The sequence below is a fragment of the Vibrio tasmaniensis genome (assembly GCF_024347635.1).
Taxonomy (GTDB): Bacteria; Pseudomonadota; Gammaproteobacteria; order Enterobacterales; family Vibrionaceae; genus Vibrio; species Vibrio tasmaniensis.
Genome location: NZ_AP025511.1, coordinates 354,972 through 370,977, shown reverse-complemented (window position 1 = coordinate 370,977; position 16,006 = coordinate 354,972). Strand labels below are relative to the sequence as shown.

General features: G+C 43.7%; 16 protein-coding genes. 8 read left to right on the top strand and 8 right to left on the bottom strand.

Annotated features, from left to right (window positions below; genetic code table 11):
* Window positions 1-76: 76 nt before the first annotated feature.
* The 3 genes from OCV44_RS16050 to OCV44_RS16040 are packed head-to-tail and all read right to left on the bottom strand — an operon-like array spanning window position 77 to window position 1,952.
* On the bottom strand, window positions 77-490 hold the full coding sequence (locus OCV44_RS16050; RefSeq protein WP_139684333.1) for an ExbD/TolR family protein: 414 nt from the start codon (window positions 488-490) through the stop codon (window positions 77-79).
* Window positions 487-1,188 carry a MotA/TolQ/ExbB proton channel family protein gene (locus tag OCV44_RS16045; RefSeq protein ID WP_139684334.1) on the bottom strand — a complete coding sequence of 234 codons (702 nt, stop codon included), beginning with the start codon at window positions 1,186-1,188 and terminating at the stop codon, window positions 487-489. The genes OCV44_RS16050 and OCV44_RS16045 overlap by 4 nt, the downstream gene beginning before the upstream one ends.
* A 2-nt stretch (window positions 1,189-1,190) precedes the next feature.
* Window positions 1,191-1,952, bottom strand: coding sequence for an energy transducer TonB (locus OCV44_RS16040; protein WP_139684335.1), 762 nt, complete (start codon window positions 1,950-1,952; stop codon window positions 1,191-1,193).
* A 160-nt stretch (window positions 1,953-2,112) separates the two neighbouring features.
* Between OCV44_RS16040 and hutW the strand changes: the two genes are divergently transcribed.
* The 3 genes from hutW (at window position 2,113) to hutZ (ending at window position 4,765) form a co-directional block, all read left to right on the top strand.
* A complete protein-coding gene (hutW, locus tag OCV44_RS16035; protein WP_139684336.1) occupies window positions 2,113-3,522 on the top strand; it encodes a heme anaerobic degradation radical SAM methyltransferase ChuW/HutW in 1,410 nt (469 codons plus the stop codon).
* A 49-nt stretch (window positions 3,523-3,571) separates the two neighbouring features.
* A complete protein-coding gene (gene hutX, locus OCV44_RS16030; RefSeq protein WP_139684337.1) occupies window positions 3,572-4,093 on the top strand; it encodes a heme utilization cystosolic carrier protein HutX in 522 nt (173 codons plus the stop codon).
* A 141-nt stretch (window positions 4,094-4,234) separates the two neighbouring features.
* Window positions 4,235-4,765: a heme utilization protein HutZ gene (gene hutZ / locus OCV44_RS16025; RefSeq protein WP_012600265.1), complete on the top strand. Its 531-nt coding sequence runs from the start codon at window positions 4,235-4,237 to the stop codon at window positions 4,763-4,765.
* A 53-nt stretch (window positions 4,766-4,818) separates the two neighbouring features.
* On the opposite strand, the gene OCV44_RS16020 is transcribed toward hutZ, so the two are convergent.
* On the bottom strand, window positions 4,819-5,733 hold the full coding sequence (locus tag OCV44_RS16020; protein ID WP_122046205.1) for a chemotaxis protein: 915 nt from the start codon (window positions 5,731-5,733) through the stop codon (window positions 4,819-4,821).
* 283 nt (window positions 5,734-6,016) lie between these two features.
* On the opposite strand from OCV44_RS16020, the gene ppiC reads away from it, so the two are divergent.
* Window positions 6,017-6,295: a peptidylprolyl isomerase PpiC gene (gene ppiC, locus OCV44_RS16015; protein WP_009845728.1), complete on the top strand. Its 279-nt coding sequence runs from the start codon at window positions 6,017-6,019 to the stop codon at window positions 6,293-6,295.
* 283 nt (window positions 6,296-6,578) lie between these two features.
* Window positions 6,579-7,964, top strand: a complete 1,386-nt coding sequence (locus tag OCV44_RS16010) for an alpha-amylase family glycosyl hydrolase (protein WP_139684338.1) — start codon at window positions 6,579-6,581, stop codon at window positions 7,962-7,964.
* Between the two features lie 145 nt (window positions 7,965-8,109).
* Here the strand turns inward: OCV44_RS16010 and OCV44_RS16005 are convergent, their stop codons facing one another.
* The 4 genes from OCV44_RS16005 to OCV44_RS15990 all read right to left on the bottom strand — a co-directional run bounded on the left by OCV44_RS16005 (window position 8,110) and on the right by OCV44_RS15990 (window position 13,343).
* Window positions 8,110-9,981, bottom strand: coding sequence for a methyl-accepting chemotaxis protein (locus tag OCV44_RS16005; RefSeq protein ID WP_012600268.1), 1,872 nt, complete (start codon window positions 9,979-9,981; stop codon window positions 8,110-8,112).
* Between the two features lie 455 nt (window positions 9,982-10,436).
* Entirely contained in the window at window positions 10,437-11,807 is a 1,371-nt protein-coding gene (locus tag OCV44_RS16000) for a YjiH family protein (RefSeq protein ID WP_139684339.1), read from the bottom strand.
* 228 nt (window positions 11,808-12,035) lie between these two features.
* Window positions 12,036-12,710, bottom strand: a complete 675-nt coding sequence (locus OCV44_RS15995; RefSeq protein ID WP_135380741.1) for a YoaK family protein — start codon at window positions 12,708-12,710, stop codon at window positions 12,036-12,038.
* Between the two features lie 150 nt (window positions 12,711-12,860).
* The gene (locus tag OCV44_RS15990) at window positions 12,861-13,343 is read right to left on the bottom strand and encodes a GFA family protein (RefSeq protein WP_170962705.1); all 483 of its coding nucleotides are present in this window, start codon (window positions 13,341-13,343) and stop codon (window positions 12,861-12,863) included.
* Between the two features lie 32 nt (window positions 13,344-13,375).
* Here OCV44_RS15990 and OCV44_RS15985 point away from each other — a divergent pair, with 32 nt between their 5' ends.
* From OCV44_RS15985 to OCV44_RS15975, 3 genes are all read left to right on the top strand, one after another.
* On the top strand, window positions 13,376-14,023 hold the full coding sequence (locus OCV44_RS15985) for a hypothetical protein (RefSeq protein ID WP_139684340.1): 648 nt from the start codon (window positions 13,376-13,378) through the stop codon (window positions 14,021-14,023).
* 123 nt (window positions 14,024-14,146) lie between these two features.
* Window positions 14,147-14,446, top strand: coding sequence for an isoamylase early set domain-containing protein (locus OCV44_RS15980; RefSeq protein WP_009845720.1), 300 nt, complete (start codon window positions 14,147-14,149; stop codon window positions 14,444-14,446).
* A 241-nt stretch (window positions 14,447-14,687) separates the two neighbouring features.
* Complete coding sequence (locus OCV44_RS15975; RefSeq protein WP_139684341.1) at window positions 14,688-15,980, top strand: peptidoglycan DD-metalloendopeptidase family protein; 1,293 nt, start codon at window positions 14,688-14,690, stop codon at window positions 15,978-15,980.
* Window positions 15,981-16,006 lie beyond the last annotated feature (26 nt).

Sequence of the window (16,006 nt, the reverse complement as noted above, 5' to 3'; positions counted from 1 at the left end):
TTGGTTATTTGGTCTTATCAATAAAGAGTCCAATCTCATAAAAGGTGCTAGGTCTCATGAAAATTTAAGAGTCGTTCTAGCCTTCCTCCGTGAGTAATTGGGTTGCTGGAATACCGTTTTCTTGTAAGAACGATAACAACTTCACTAAGTTCTCAACGTTAGCTGCTTTATCGGCGGCAATGATGATCGGTTTCTTATCCGATGTGCCTGTTTCTTCTAACAGTGCGATCTTGAAGTTTTCCCAGTCGATGTACTCTTGGCCGTTGATCGCCCAGTAAGGTTCGTGATCTAAGATATTGACGCTAATCGAATCTTTATGAACTTCAGAAACGTTTTTAATATCAGAACTCGGAAGCTCCACTTCTAATGACTCCAACTTCACTGATGCTGTCAGTAGAAGGAAAACCATCACGATAAATATAATGTCCAGTAAGGGTGTTAAATCCGGAACTAAGCTCTGTGTTTGAGATGAGTGGGGCGTTTTAATCATGCTCGGCTCACATCACCGATAGAGGCTTTGCTGACGGGAGTACCTTGAGTGTCGCCAGACTGACTGGTTTGAATTGACATGCCTTCTAGCCAAACATTCACATAATTCAGAGTGTGTTCTAACTGAGCTAGCACTCGATCGGCCCATAACCCGAGTAGTTGAGCTCCTGAAATAGCAGGAAGCGCAATCATCAAACCCGCAGCAGTGGTTCTCATTGCTAATCCAAGACCGTCTGCCAAATCATTCGGCGTGATGCTGCCTGTTGTAGCGGCAACGCCTTTAAACATTTCAATAAGCCCAAGTACTGTGCCAAGCAGACCAATTAGCGGGCTGATGACGCCGATCAAGCCAAGCAGTCTTAAACCTGCGTGAAGCTGGTGGCGTTTCTCTTGTAGCCAAATCCCTGCTGCATCTTCACGTAAACCTTTTGAGAAAGAGTGGTGAGCAAGCAGCATCGACACGCCCTTGTACAGCAGAGGTCGTTTACCAGAAATAGATTGTGCTAATGCTTCGATTTCTTTGCTATTGGTTGGTGAAATCTGATTGAGCTCATGACGAATAGCGCGTTTGCCAACCTCAATGCTTAGCATGACTTGGAAGATACGCTCTGCGATGATCATTGCTGTTAATGCTGAACAGATAAGAAGAGGCCATGTCATTAGGCCAAGTTGATCTTGTAAGTAACTGATTTGTTGCATGGTTAATCCAACTTAAAACGAACAGGTATTTGCACACGGTGAGCAATTGCTCGACCATTTACAGTATGAGGTGAGAACTTCCATTTTTTAATGGCTTTCAAGGCTGCGTTGTCGAGCATTAGTGCGCCTGATGAGTTGACTAATGCCTGTTTAATTTGTTTTCCTTCAGCGTCTAACCAGACCTCATAAGTTGCGACACCTTCAACGCCTCGGCGCCTTGCTTGGCGTGGGTAGCTTGGTGGTGTTGGACGAGCTGAAAAAGAGGGCCTAGTGATTAACACTGGCTCTTGGTTAGATACGCCTTGGTTAACTTGTCGAGGTTGGTTGGCGGACTCGTCCATATTTTTATCGACTTTTTTGTCGGCCAGCTTTTCTGGTTGAGTCACCGGTTTTTTTTGAATCGGCTTTTTCTCGACTGTCTTCTCCACAACCTTTTTCTCTACTTTCTTGGGCTGAGGCTTATTGGTGATCGCTTTTTTCTTTGGTGCAGGTTTGGCTTGCTTTGGCTTCACTGCTTTCGGTTCGACAGGTTTAGGTTCTGGGTGTGAGACAGTTTCCTTGATTGGCTCAGGCTCAACTGGCTCTGTAACGGTTTTTTGCTGAGCGTGCGAGGGAACGCTCTTTGGAGTGAAGTTGATCGATACCGTGTTCGATTGGCTACCTGCAGGCATTGCAAAGACTTTGGATTCTTGAGCGACAAATAACATCGCCGCATGAATCACTAACGATGCACCGCCTGCAATAACATATCTAGGAACGTTCACATTCAATCCTTCACCAAATCTAAAATATGTATCGGATTATTGCTTAGAATCTAAATAAGATCAATTATCAATTGCATTATCATTTGCGTATATTTATGATTCTCTCAGTTTTAGCAAACAGTCTTCCAGGCTTTGCTATATAAGTGTTTAGAGAGATTATATGAGCGTTGATATATATAAGTTTGACGAATCAATTCTGGGTGTTTCTAGCCCAGACCCACTTCGTTTTGCATTTGCCAAAAAGCAATCTGCACATGCTGGGGGAAGCTCAATCCCGGTCGACCCGAGCAAGAAATTGGAAATCTTTGATGAATTGATGCTGAGTGAAGGAAAGAAACAGGATAAACGTTGTTTGTATATCCATATTCCTTTTTGTCGCGTGCGTTGTACGTTCTGCAATTTCTTCCAAAATGCCGCAAGCCGTAAATTAGTGGATGAGTATTTTGATGCACTGATGGTTGAACTAAAGCAAAAAGCTAAAACCTCTTGGGCTCAGTCTGGACTATTTCACGCCGTCTATATTGGTGGTGGAACACCCACCGATTTATCTCCTCTACAAGTTGAATTGTTAGGTAAGGCTATTCGTCAACACTTCCCATTAGCGAACGATGTGGAAATGACCTTAGAAGGGCGTATTAATCGATTTGGCGACGAGATGTTTGATCGTTCGCTGGAAGGTGGCTTCAATCGTTTCTCATTTGGTATTCAAAGTTTCAATACTCAAGTTCGACGCAGTGCTAAGCGCTTGGATGACCGAGAAGTTGTGTTGGAACGTATCAGTTCACTGAGTCGCACTGAACAAGCGCCTATCGTTCTTGATTTGCTATACGGGTTGCCACACCAGTCTATGGAAGTATTTCAACAAGATTTAGAAGACTACATGTCGACTGGCGCACACGGTATTGACCTCTACCAACTGATTGTTTCGGGCAACGCGCCTATGCTTAATCTTGTTGAGAAAGGAAAAATCCCACCACCGGCTAATACGCCAGATAAGGCGAGTATGTACTTGGCGGGCGTTGAGTTCATGGCAAAGCACAAGGTTAAGCAACTGAGCGTGAATCACTGGACTCGTGATAACCGCGAACGCAGCATTTACAACAGCTTAGCGAAAACTTATGCCGAAGTTCTACCCATTGGTTGTGGCGCTGGTGGCAACATCGGTGGTCATGGTGTGATGCAACATCGAACTTTAGACAGCTACATGGAGTCTATAAAGCAAGGTCAATTGCCAATAGCCATGATGACCAAGCAGAGCTCACTAGAGCCAACCTTCTCTTCATTGAAAGCCGGTTTTGATTCTGGTGTTGTAAGAAGAAGTACGTTGCCGAGTTTTATGGGGCAAGACACTTTTGACTACCTGAAGCCTCTGTTTTCACATTGGGAAAAGAATGGCCTAGTTGATCTTTCGGAAGATTACCTGAGCCTGACTATAGCTGGCAGTTTCTGGGCGGTAAGCCTTGCACAGAGTGTGATTCAAGTGCTTAACACTGAATATCAGACCTTGCACCCAGCACCAACTGCCTCTGGCTTGGGTGCTCACCCGCATGCAAGTTTGAAGCACGCTTAGTCTCGAACTTTTAATTCATAACTTACTTGTTTATACGGAAATCTATTCAATGACAGATATAACATTAGCAATGACAGAAACTTTAGAACAACGTGTCGCACGCATTCTAGAAGAAGAACCAAAACTGCTTCCTACAGCGATTGCTGAGAAGTTAGGTGTTTCAGAGGTTGAAGTTGTCGCTGCTTTTCCTGGAGACATGGCGGTGATGTTAGATGGCAGCCGTGCTCAAGATATTCTAGAAGGTTTGGTTGGTTGGGGCCCAGTGACCACAATTATGCATTCATTTGGCTCAATCTTCGAAGTAAAGGCGCCGTTCCCTAAAGGCAAAGTAGCGCGTGGTTACTACAATCTGATGGGTAAAGAAGGCGAGCTGCATGGCCACTTAAAACTGGATAACATCAAACATATTGGTTTGGTGAGTAAGGCGTTCATGGGGCGTGAAAGTCATTACTTCGGTTTCTTCAGTGAAACAGGCGAGAACATTTTTAAGATTTACCTAGGTCGCAATGAAAAGCGAGAGCTGATTGTCGACCAAGTTGAACGTTTCAAAGCACTAAAAGAACGAGCTTAAGTACAGTCAACATCAAGCTTTAATAAGATTGCCAGCTAGCTTAAAGAAAATATGAATGCTCGAGGTCCACTTAGTTTACTAATGAACGCTCAACCTCGGGCAAAAATAATAAATAAGAGAAAGTGAAGAAAGGAATTATCGATGGAACAACAAGTAAAACAAGAACGCCTACAAGGTCGCCTAGGTCCAGAAATCAAAGAGTTTCGCCAAGAGCGCCGTACTCTTCAACTTGCAACAGTTGATCAAGACGGTCGCCCAAACGTCAGTTACGCTCCTTTTGTTCAGAACCAAGAAGGCTACTTTGTTCTAATTTCTGACGTTGCTCGTCATGCACGTAACTTAAAAGCGAATCCACAAGTCTCTTTGATGATGATCGAAGATGAAGAGAGCTCTAAGCAGCTTTACGCACGTAAGCGTCTAACCTTTGATGCACAAGCAAGTGTTGTAGAGCGTGAAACGGAGCTTTGGACTCAAGTGATCGGCCAGATGCAAGAGCGTTTCGGCGAGATCATTGATGGTTTGAGCCAGCTTCAAGATTTCTCTCTGTTCAACCTTAAAGCTGAGAATGGCCTGTTCGTAAAAGGTTTCGGTCAGGCATACCAAGTATCTGGCGACGACTTAGTGGATTTCGTTCACCTGCAAGAAGGCCACAAAAAAGTGTCTAACGAGTAAGCTCGTTTAACTGATTACTTTAGGAGCCCTCTAATGTGAGGGCTCTTTAATGTCTAAGCCGTCATAGCCGCGTCGTTTAAGACTTTCGCTCCGCGCAGCATGGCTTCGATCAACTCACCCGCATTGAATTTCTCTAGCGCTTCATGTGCTCCCACCTGATTGGCTCGGTCAACACAGATCTCACTGGATAATGAAGTATGTAAAATACAATAGGCATGGCTGAGTGCGCTGTCGTTTTGTACTTCAAATGCAAGTTCATAACCATCTAACCCGGGCATCTCGATATCACTCACGAGAAGATCAATTGCAGTGCCTTTGCTTGCTTCACGGCGCATCAGGTCAATAGCATCTAAACCGTTGTTACAAATGCTATAAGGGATGTTGATGCTGTCTAAGGCATCAGACAGCTGCTTTCGTGCAATCAAAGAGTCATCAACCAATAGAATGTTCAGCGCTTTTAGGCGTTCTCTCTCTACATCAGTCAGCATCGGAATATGTGCGTTTTCATAAGCAGGGTAAATCTTAGAAAGTAATAACTCTACGTCTAGCATCTGCACGATACGATCTTCAAAACGTGTAATGCCGGTAACAAACACATTGGTTCCTACACTCGCGGGTGGCGACTCAATACTCTTCCAGTCACATTCAATGATTTTATCAATCGAACGAACCAAGAATGCGACAACGGTTCTTAAGCAATCTGTCACGATGAGCACGCAGTCTTGGTATTCAGTCGGTGTGATCGGTCGAAACCCAATAGCTGCAGACATATCAATAACTGGAACCGTAAGATCGCGAATTGTGACGGTACCAATCACGTGGTGATGAGAGTAAGGGATTTGGGTCATTGGCTGGAAAGGAACGATTTCTCTGACCTTAAGCGTGCCTATCGCAAAACTTTGAGTGAGGGATAACTTGAACATCAGCATTCCCTGTGACTGACTCGCTTTACTTATCGGTTTGGCCATAAGTGGCTCCTACTTAATACGCGCTTAATCTATAAGGATTAATTTAAAGGGAAATGGCATTCGCAGCAAGTCACTATGAGGTTTTTAAAGATCTTTAAGGGGGTTGTTTTCGGTTATAGAGTGAAGAATGACGATTCTTGGGTTAAAATCACGCTAAACGCAGGCGTTTGATGGACTTTTGTCGACAAGTCGTTAGCCGTAAGCAGAATTACAACAGTCAGTACGTTGATGAATTCTACGTAATCATCGCAAATCAACTGACAGCAACAAACTGAGAATTATCATGGCAAGAACAGCAGCAGCGCTTCATATTTTGGTGAAGCATAAAGAATTAGCAGAAGACATCATGACGCAGCTTAAAAAGGGCGCTAAATTTCAAACGCTAGCGAAGAAGCATTCAACCTGTCCATCAGGTAAAAAGGGCGGCGACCTAGGTGAGTTCAAAAAAGGTCAAATGGTGCCTCAGTTTGATAAGATTTGTTTCTCTGGCGAGACGCTTGTACCACACCTGGTAAAAACAAAATTTGGCTGGCACGTAGTGAAGGTTCTTTACCGAACTTAGTTATTAATATGTGTTAGATTGAATAAAAGGAGCGTAGATACGCTCCTTTTTTGTCATTTTTGGGCGCATTTAAAAACATTGTGGCTGAGTGTTCATCCAGGACGTTATGCGATAATTGGCGCTACGCCCTCAACTATCCACCTTGACTAATCGGTGGGAGGAGGAGGGGTTTTAATGAGTAACTCATATAATAAACACCATTCTTAAGGAAATTTATGCAGCTTTGCCTTTAAGCCTTTGTATTTATCTAGAAAGCTGTAAACGAGTTTGGTAGGAGAACAACATGGAGAGTTCAGCTATGTTAAGCACCCCAGCGACAGATGTTATATTGCATGCTTTTGACTGGTGCTACGCTGACGTAATGAAGAACGCCCCTCTGATTCAAGAGTTGGGTTATAAATCTGTTTTAGTATCACCGGCGATGAAGTCGTTACGCGGCCCTAAAGGTTGCGACCGTGATTCTGGCACCCAATGGTGGCAGCGCTATCAACCCCAAGATTATCGTGTGATTGATAATCAGCTAGGTGATACGCAAGACTTCACTGCAATGGTGAACACGTTAAAGCAACATGGGCTTCGTACCTATGTGGACGTTGTGTTTAACCACATGGCCAACGAATCGAGTATCCGCGGCGATTTGACGTATCCAAATCAACAAGACATGGCGTCTTACCAACAAGATTCTGAGTATTACGAATCCGTTCGTTTGTTTGGTGATCTTTCTAAACCTTTGTTTGATGAGAACGACTTTGTCGAAGCGTTTGGTATCAAGAACTGGAAAGACACTTGGGAAGTGCAAAACGGGCGTATTACTGGTGGAGCAAGCGACCCAGGCCTGCCAACGCTTTTAGACAACGACAATGTGGTTGCGCAGCAGCGAGCTTACCTAAAAGCCTTGAAAGTGATTGGTGTGAAAGGGTTTCGCATCGATGCAGCGAAACACATGACACTGTCACATCTACGTAAGGTTTGGACCGATGATATCTGTGAAGAGATGCATATATTTGGCGAGATCATTACTGACGGTGGTGCAACCAAAGAAGAGTACGAACTGTTCCTTGAGCCTTACCTTAAACACACTCGTTTAGGGGCGTATGATTTTCCGCTGTTCAATACCATTTTCAAAGCTTTTGAAGAGCAGGGCAGCTTTAAATCTCTGATCAACCCATATTGTTTTGGTCAAGCTCTGTCGAATATGCGAGCGATCACTTTTGCTGTCACTCATGACATTCCAAATAACGAGGTGTTTTTGGAACATGTGATGGATGAAGTCGACGAGCAATTAGCTCACGCCTTTATTCTTGGACGAGATGGCGGTGTGCCACTTGTTTACAGTGAACTCAGCACCAGCGGTATTCTGGACAAGAGCGGCCAACCTCGTTGGCTGAACGACTGGCAAGCGCCTTACATGAAAAACATGATTCAATTCCATAACCATGTTCATGGTGAAGCGATGCGGGTGGTTGAAGCCAATGATGACTTGTTGGTGTTTGTTCGTGGCGACAAAGGCATTGTGGTAATCAACAAGTCTAAACGAAGCAAAACAGCCTCATTAAATTGGACAGGCGCTGTGACGGATCTGTTGTCTGGCGAAGTGTTCGAATGTGTTGGTAAGGACTTAACTATTAAGGTTGAATCCAACCAGTGCATGATGCTGACGACCAATTAGCTCGAGCCTGTTACGAGTTAGAAAGTAAATTTTGCAAAGAAAGCCTTGAAAAGAAAACCCCGCTTACTGATTACCAGTAAGCGGGGTTTTTATTTAAAGCTGTTTATTGCTTACTAAACAAGGTGTTAGTAAAACGGCAAGGCGGTTAAACCGTAAACTTGTTTAATAGTTCGTCTTGTTGGCGAACATTGTCAGTTTGAACTTGCATTGCTGTGTTTGCGTCTTGAGCTGCGTTCGATACCTGTGTTGAAAGGTCTTTGATCTTAACTGTGTTGTTGTTGATCTCTTCCGCTACTAAACTCTGCTCTTCAGCTGCTGAAGCAATTTGAATATTCATATCAGAGATGCGCTGAATCGCGTCGCGGATGCGGTCAAGTGAAGAGTTTGCTTGCTGAGCGCGTTCAACGGCGTCAGTGGCTGTGTCTTTACTTTGATTCATCGCGTTAGATACCGAACTTGCGCCAGCTTGGAGTTGCTCGATCATGTTGCGGATTTCAGTGGTCGACTCTTGAGTACGTTGCGCTAGTGTGCGAACTTCATCGGCAACGACAGCGAAACCACGGCCCGATTCACCAGCACGCGCCGCTTCAATAGCAGCATTCAACGCAAGTAGGTTGGTTTGGTCTGCGATATCGTTGATTACTTTAAGAATTGTCTCGATATTTGCTGTTGCTGATTCCAGTACTTGTACTTCTGCAACCGCCTGGTCGATACGCGCTGAAAGGTTATCAATCGCTTGAGTCGTGTCACTTACTACAGATGTACCGTCTAGTGTCGCATCGTCAGCTTCACGAGCTGCAGCGGCTGCGCCTTGAGCGTTGTTTGCTACTTCCGTTGCGGTAACGGCCATCTCGTTCATTGCGGTGGCTAGCTGTTCAAGCTCTTGCAGCTGAGTATTCATCGCATTCGCTGACTCACCCGCGCCTTTCACTGTGATTTCAGTACCACGTTTAATCTCAACACCAATCGCTTTGGATTGAATGATTTGATTTTGCAGGTTTTCAGTAAAGGTGTTGAAGCCTTTCGCAAGGTCAGAGAACTCTTTATCTGTATTGGTATCTAGACGTTTAGTTAAGTCACCTTGTCCGCTCGCAACATCTTGAATGGCTTGGTTAAGCGTCTCAAGTGGGCGCATTAACACACGAATAAGGACGGTTAATGCAATGATGCTGAGAATAACCGCGATTAAAGAGTAGATTATCGAGCTGTTTTTCAGATCTTCAACCGTTTGGAATGCGATCTCTTCATCAAGTATTGCGCCGATGTACCAATCTTCACTTGGGATGTGAGTGAAGTTCACTAGGAACTTTTTACCGTCGACTTCAATTTGTTGAGATCCCTCGCGAATAGTCGCTTGTGGCAGGTAGCTTGATAGCGTTTCGCCATTGTTCTTAGCATTAGGGTGAGCAATCGTGGTGCCGTCGGCAGTGACTAGGAATAAGTAACCCGCGTCAAACAAGTTCACTTGGTTTACCAAGGTCGCAAGATTCGTCAACTCTAGGTCGTAGAACATACCGGCAGTGAAACGGCCGTTTTCTTGCACTGGCGTACCAATTGAAATGATGACTTTCTTGCTTGAAACGTCCACATAAGGGTCGGTAACAACTAAACTGTTTTTGGACTTCGCATCAATGAACCAAGGGCGGATTCGTGGGTCATAATCCGGCCCAGCTTCCCAGCCATCATCATTTTCAATAACGAAACCGTTTGCGTCATAACCAAAACCAACCGCGAGAAAGCTGCCTTTAAGTTTTGGTTTTTCTAGGATGTTTTGAACGTAGGTACGATCTTGAGGATTGATTTCGATGACTTCAGTCGTCGACTGAGCCAGTGCTTTCTTAGCATTCATCTCTGATGCTACGGTGTTCTTAATACCAGAGACCATCTCTTTCAGGCTTGCATTGACGTGGTTCTCTACAGCACTTTTTACGGTGTAAAGTTGCTGTATTGAAAGCAATGATACTGTCACTAATAGCAAGGCTGATGATGCTGCAACCACCTTATGGCTAAATTTCATTGTGTTTTCCTCTTCTCACAAGCTTTGCGAAAACTAAAGTTAATCGTGTTTTTGTAATTATATATATCGACATTGTTGGGATTTACTTGAATGTAATTTCACAAAATAGACTACAAAAATACAACAACCCGCACAACGTAAAACTCAGTTAATTACATACTTGCTACTTTTGTTTTTTGGTTCAATGAGTTAAAGAGTTGGCTTAATCAAAGGCAAACAAAGTGAGGAGGGTATTAATTAGGCGAATATGCGTATGGTTTATTATATAAGGGAGAGGTGTAAGGGAGTTAATATAAAATCAAATGATATTCTCAACTCGTATATTGGGGATATTTTAAACAGGAGAGTGTATGTATCTTAAACCGGAGAGTGAATATATTAGGCGAAAAAAAGCCCCACAAAAGTGAGGCTATTACAAATCAGGTTATTTATTACACTGTATCAGTACGTCTAATTTAAAATATTAGATGCGCTACACCTGCGATAACTGGAAGCGTAATTAACGTACGTAGAATAAAGATAATAAACAGTTCTAAGATGTTCACTGGAATCTTACTGCCTAGAAGTAGAGCGCCTACTTCAGACATGTAGATCAGCTGAGTTACCGACATTGCTGCAATAACAAAGCGAGTCATCTCGTTGTCGATAGAAGCGGCAAGGATCGCTGGGATGAACATATCCGCAAAACCAACAACAATGGTTTCAGATGCTGCAACCGCTTCAGGTACTCCAAGTAGCTCAAGGAATGGAATGAAAGGCTGGCCTAGGAATGAGAACACAGAGGTGTATTCTGCAATAACCAATGCCATTGTACCTAGCCCCATTACAACAGGAAGAACGCCGAATACCATGTCGACTGCGTTACGAATGCCTTCACCAAATACAGACTTAGCAGACTTAACTTGTGATGCCTTATTTACCGCGAGTTCAAGACCCCAAGAGAAAGTCGAGTGACCCGCTGGGATTGCATCAGCATCTTTGTGAGGCTTTGTACCATCAATGAAGGTGTCTTTCTTCATGCTCAGTGGAGGAAGGCGAGGGATGATTACCGCGGCCACAATACCTGCTAAGCAGATTGCAGCGTAGAAAGGTAGGAATAGGTGCTCTAGCTCTACTTGAGCAATAACCACAAGGCTGAACGTGATAGAGACTGCAGAGAACGTCGTACCAACTACCGCTGCTTCACGTTGAGTGTAGAATTTCTTCTCGTACTGTTTGCTTGTAAGCAGGATACCGACACTGCCGTCACCTAACCAAGAAGCCATACAATCGATAGCACTACGACCCGGTAGGTTGAAGATTGGGCGCATCACTTTACTTAGTAAGGTTCCAAACAGTTCTAGCAAACCGAAGTTAAGTAGAAGTGGTAATAGTAAACCAGCAAAGATGAATACTGAAAATAGAGTCGGCAATAGGCCCTCTAACACGAGACCACCGGTGTTTTCTTCCCAGATAAACTCAGGGCCGACTTGGAAGAAAACCATGAATGCTGCAGCACCACCAATAATACGAACCAACAACCACAGTGGAGATGGGTTGAAAAGACCGTTTAGAAATGAATTCGATGTAATGAATGTAGGTTTGAAAATGGTGCTTAACACGGAAGCTACAGACATGAAGGCAACGATTGCAGTGATAATAGCAACTAGAGACTCACCGAAAACCGCTTGAATTGATTTGGCTAGAATAGCGACAGGGATCGTGAGATCACCTTGGTAGCTAATTGGCGCCATGAAAAGGAATAAACCAATCAGAGATGGGATTAAGAAAACCCAGAAACTGCCTTTAGATTTCTCTGGTTGAGCAGTATTCGTGTTGTTAGACATGTTAATTATTCTCGTATTTCTACATGTAAAAAAGCCACATCCTTGGCATTTTTATTCTCTAAACATCCGTATTTTCTCATTGGGTGCAAGATTACCGAGTATTAATATCACTTGCAATACTATTCATCAAATATCGCTAAATATTCACACGGGTTATTCTGCAACACATTATGAGTTTAGAATAAAGTGTTGCAGATGTTACATATTCTCATGGTTATTACTAGGCGTTTATAAATTTACTGAGGCTTCAGTTCGATAAGTTAGGTAAAGCCAGTAGCTAAACGCGATAATGAACGCGAAAGAGGCAGGGAAAGCCAGTGCCAAAATTTCAAAGCGCTGGAACAGGCAAGCACCACTTAAACCACCAAACAGAAAGCCAACAACGATGAACATAAGAAGTTTGGCTTTACGGCGGTCAAAAGGCATCCCCTTTAAGCGTGCGCCAATCATGATCCCAAGGTCTGTGATGATCCCGCTCATGTGTGTGGTACGAATGATCGCCCCGCTATAGGTGGTGATCATTGCGTTCTGCAAACCACACGCGGCTGAAGCGAAATACTGGCCTGAAGTGTAGCCTTGTAACAGTGCCCAAAGTGCTAAGAACAGCAATCCACCCTCAATACATAGCGCAACACCGTAACGGCGTCCTAACTTCAATGCTTGATTTTCGATAAAGAATCCACTGAACGCGGCACCTAGCATAAAGCTCATAATGATTAGCAGGAGGTGCATAGAAGTTGAAGTCGGCGTGAGTAGGCTGCTGCCAAGTAAAGACATGGTGCCTGAAATATGGGAGATAGCTTGATGTTGGAAGCCGAGTAAACCAATAGCATTAACGCTGCCAGCAAGGCCCGCTAACAGTAAGGCGCCGTATTCAACCCAGCGAGGTAGTTTAGAAATCATGTGGTTCACCCTGGGTTAAAAAGAGGAGCAGATTATAACGCTAGCGAAAAGATACGCTAGCGCTGTAGAACGTTGATATTTGATCTTAGGCAACAGTCTTGCAGTTTGTTCCAATACTGTTGCTTTATAGAGATAATGGTCAGTAACAAGCTAGTTGTAATGACTCATCTGGTGGTCAAATTTGACCCATCCGTGTTTGCGTTCTTCGTAGACCGAAAAGCTTGGTAGCGGAAAGTCTTGCTCTTTAAATAGTCCGAGCGGGACGACATAAAAATCGGCGGCGGCAACCGACTGCAATAGCATGGTAGTGCCACATTTAGGGCAAAACTGGTAGGTGACTTCATTGCCCGTGTCACTGATACGTGAAAAGGAGGTGACCTCTCCGTTGAGTGTCACTTGTTCTATGGGAAATCGAGCCTGAACCCCGAACACACTTCCGGTGCGCTTCTGACATTCATAACAATGGCATACGGAGGTGCGTTGAGGCTCGCCTCTGCAGACTAAATTGACGGCTCCACAGCGGCATTCGCAACTTCTGATATTCTTCTCTTTAATATGATTGATATCCATCCATGCTCCACTTCTGGTTAACCCTGTATTGATAATTATACTAAAGCCCTTTATGGTCTGCACAACTGGATGAAAACAAAAGAATATAATTGCTCATGAAAAAGAAAATCTTACCTATACCTCTGATTTTACTGATTCCTATTGTCATGTTGGTTGTGGTGATACTAGCGGGTATTTATCGCTTTAGCTTAAGTGACGAAGAGATTTTGGCGAAGTTTCCTTCTTCTCAAGTCAGTTATGACCCTGTTGTTGAAACCGTTTTTGATTTGAAGACGACTAACCCATGGACAATCAAAGTTCCTGAAACCAACGCGTACGCCTTTATTAATGAAGTCGATGAACCAAGATCAATCGCGTTTGGGCGGTATGACTCCGGTGTTGAGCGTGGTGTGGTCACCGTAGACACCAACAACCTTTCAAGTGTCACGTTAGGCAAGGCGAGTTTCTTTGTTGCACCTATGTGGGTATCTAACCAAGGCAGTGGCGTTTTCTATTATCTTGGCCTGTTTAAACATGACCAGCATCGAAGCCGCGTCGTGTTAGTTGATCAATTCTTTCTTGGTGACCGGGTGAGAATCCAAACTTTAGAGATTGCTCAGCTGCTCGATTCACAAAGCAAACTCTCAGGGGAAGGTTTTATCGGCTTTACTCGACATTCTGCGGAACAATCTTTTCCAGAATTGCAATCTGAAAAGGTGTTAATGAGTTTTTCTTTCAATACGCAATCAATTGATGAGCAATGACATTTTTGTTAGGACAAGGAACTGTTGTTTATGTGAGCTAAATTACATATTATCTTAAGTAGATGAATGAAATTTAGACACACTTGGCTTTGTGTCTGCTTACTTTACAAATGGAGCTTGCGAATGATTAATAAACGTTTTTTTAAGACGAAAGATGAAGTTGAAGTGACTTTCGAGCTAGAAGCTCAAGAAGCGAATTCCGTATCTATCGTTGCCGACTTTCTGGATTGGAAAGCGACCCCAATGAAAAAACTGGCGAAAGGGAAGGTTTACAAGTTTAAAACTCGTCTTCCGAAAGATGGTGAGTTTCAATTTCGCTACCTAGTTGATGATCAACAATGGGTGAACGATGCGAATGCTGATCGTTATATCCCGAATGAATTTGGTGAAGATAATTGCTTGGTATCGACAGTTAACGCTTAGTTGAAATAGCATGACTTAATTGAAATAGTATGAATTAAAAAGCAGGAACTAGCCGTTTCTGCTTTTTAATGTCTAAATCGTTGGTTCATTAATTTTTTGAGGTGGGCCTATTTCATTAACGGTAACTCAATGACTTAGCCGAGATTGCGCAGATTCACATCATATTATGACAATGCAATGATGATTTATACGCCTGAAAAGCATATCCTGTGCTTTTATATCGTAGAAAGACCTGTTTACCGTGTATTCAAAAATATTTTCCTCTCCGTTTGCTGAGCTTTCACCTGTAAAAAAAGCAGCAATTTTAGGACTGCCACTTATTGCAGCGATTAGTGTTGCTTTGCAATATTCACAATCAAATCTGACGAAAACGATCGATCTTGATTTGCCAGACTCAACCGTTATTGAGTCAATTCTGTCATCTCCCTCTGCTACCGTTATTGAGCCACCGACGTTTGAATATCAAATTCAATCAGGCGATAACTTAAGTAGCATCTTCACTCAGCTTGGGTTTTCTTATAACTCGATGATGAGCGTGATGGAAACCGATTTGAACTTCCTTGCGTTAGACACGCTTCGTCCGGGTAATACATTACGCTTTTGGCGTGACGAAGCGACGGGCAACCTTTCAAAAATGGAACTTCAATTTAGTGTCGCGGACAAAGTGGTTTATCGACTGCTTGATGACGGCAGCTACGAATTCGAAGACATTTCTATTCCGGGTGAATGGAAGCAGAAACCTCTAGTGGGTGATATTCAAGGCAGTTTCTCTATGTCAGCGAACAAAGTTGGCCTGAATAGTATTGAGATTGACCATATTGTGACTCTTCTTAAAGATAAGCTGAATTTCAGCCGAGACTTACGTGCTGGCGATCAGTTTGAAGTACTTCAGAAAGCGCAATTCGTTGATGGTGTTGCAACTGGGAAACGTGAAATCGAAGCGATCAAGATCATGAACCGTAACCGTGTTGTGTCAGCGTACTTGCATACTGACGGACAATATTACGATGCCAATGGCGATAGCTTACAACGCGCTTTCCAACGTTACCCTGTGAGCCGTGGTTGGCGTCAAAGTTCTCAGTTTAATCCTAAGCGCTTACACCCTGTGACTGGGCGAGTCTCTCCGCATAACGGCACAGATTTCGCGACGCCAATTGGCACACCCGTTCAAGCAACAGGTGATGGTAAAGTGATCATGACTCGTAAGCACCCATATGCGGGTAACTATGTGGTGATTCAGCATGGCAGCACATACAAAACACGCTACCTACACTTGAGTAAGATCCTCGTTCGTAAAGGACAAACGGTATCTCGCGGTCAGCGTATTGGCTTATCAGGTAAAACGGGCCGAGTGACGGGGGCGCACTTACATTACGAATTGATTGAACGTGGTCGTCCTGTCAATGCAATGAAAGCGAATATTCCGATGGCCGATTCCGTACCTAAAAAGGAAAAAGCGACATTCGTAGCCGCTAGAGATGAAGCCGACAAGCTATTAAAGAAAGCTTTAGAAAAACAATCGAGTAATAGCTAGCAGCTTCAAGGTAACCGTTAGCTAGA

Bases quoted from the DNA above. Each gene is read 5' to 3' on its own strand.
- OCV44_RS16050 (WP_139684333.1), bottom strand. From the start codon at position 490: ATGATTAAAACGCCCCACTCATCTCAAACACAGAGCTTAGTTCCGGAT.
- hutZ (WP_012600265.1), top strand. From the start codon at position 4,235: ATGGAACAACAAGTAAAACAAGAACGCCTACAAGGTCGCCTAGGTCCA.
- OCV44_RS15980 (WP_009845720.1), top strand. From the start codon at position 14,147: ATGATTAATAAACGTTTTTTTAAGACGAAAGATGAAGTTGAAGTGACT.
- hutW (WP_139684336.1), top strand. From the start codon at position 2,113: ATGAGCGTTGATATATATAAGTTTGACGAATCAATTCTGGGTGTTTCT.
- OCV44_RS15985 (WP_139684340.1), top strand. From the start codon at position 13,376: ATGAAAAAGAAAATCTTACCTATACCTCTGATTTTACTGATTCCTATT.
- hutX (WP_139684337.1), top strand. From the start codon at position 3,572: ATGACAGATATAACATTAGCAATGACAGAAACTTTAGAACAACGTGTC.
- OCV44_RS16020 (WP_122046205.1), bottom strand. From the start codon at position 5,733: ATGGCCAAACCGATAAGTAAAGCGAGTCAGTCACAGGGAATGCTGATG.
- OCV44_RS16005 (WP_012600268.1), bottom strand. From the start codon at position 9,981: ATGAAATTTAGCCATAAGGTGGTTGCAGCATCATCAGCCTTGCTATTA.
- OCV44_RS15995 (WP_135380741.1), bottom strand. From the start codon at position 12,710: ATGATTTCTAAACTACCTCGCTGGGTTGAATACGGCGCCTTACTGTTA.
- ppiC (WP_009845728.1), top strand. From the start codon at position 6,017: ATGGCAAGAACAGCAGCAGCGCTTCATATTTTGGTGAAGCATAAAGAA.
- OCV44_RS16045 (WP_139684334.1), bottom strand. From the start codon at position 1,188: ATGCAACAAATCAGTTACTTACAAGATCAACTTGGCCTAATGACATGG.
- OCV44_RS16000 (WP_139684339.1), bottom strand. From the start codon at position 11,807: ATGTCTAACAACACGAATACTGCTCAACCAGAGAAATCTAAAGGCAGT.
- OCV44_RS16010 (WP_139684338.1), top strand. From the start codon at position 6,579: ATGGAGAGTTCAGCTATGTTAAGCACCCCAGCGACAGATGTTATATTG.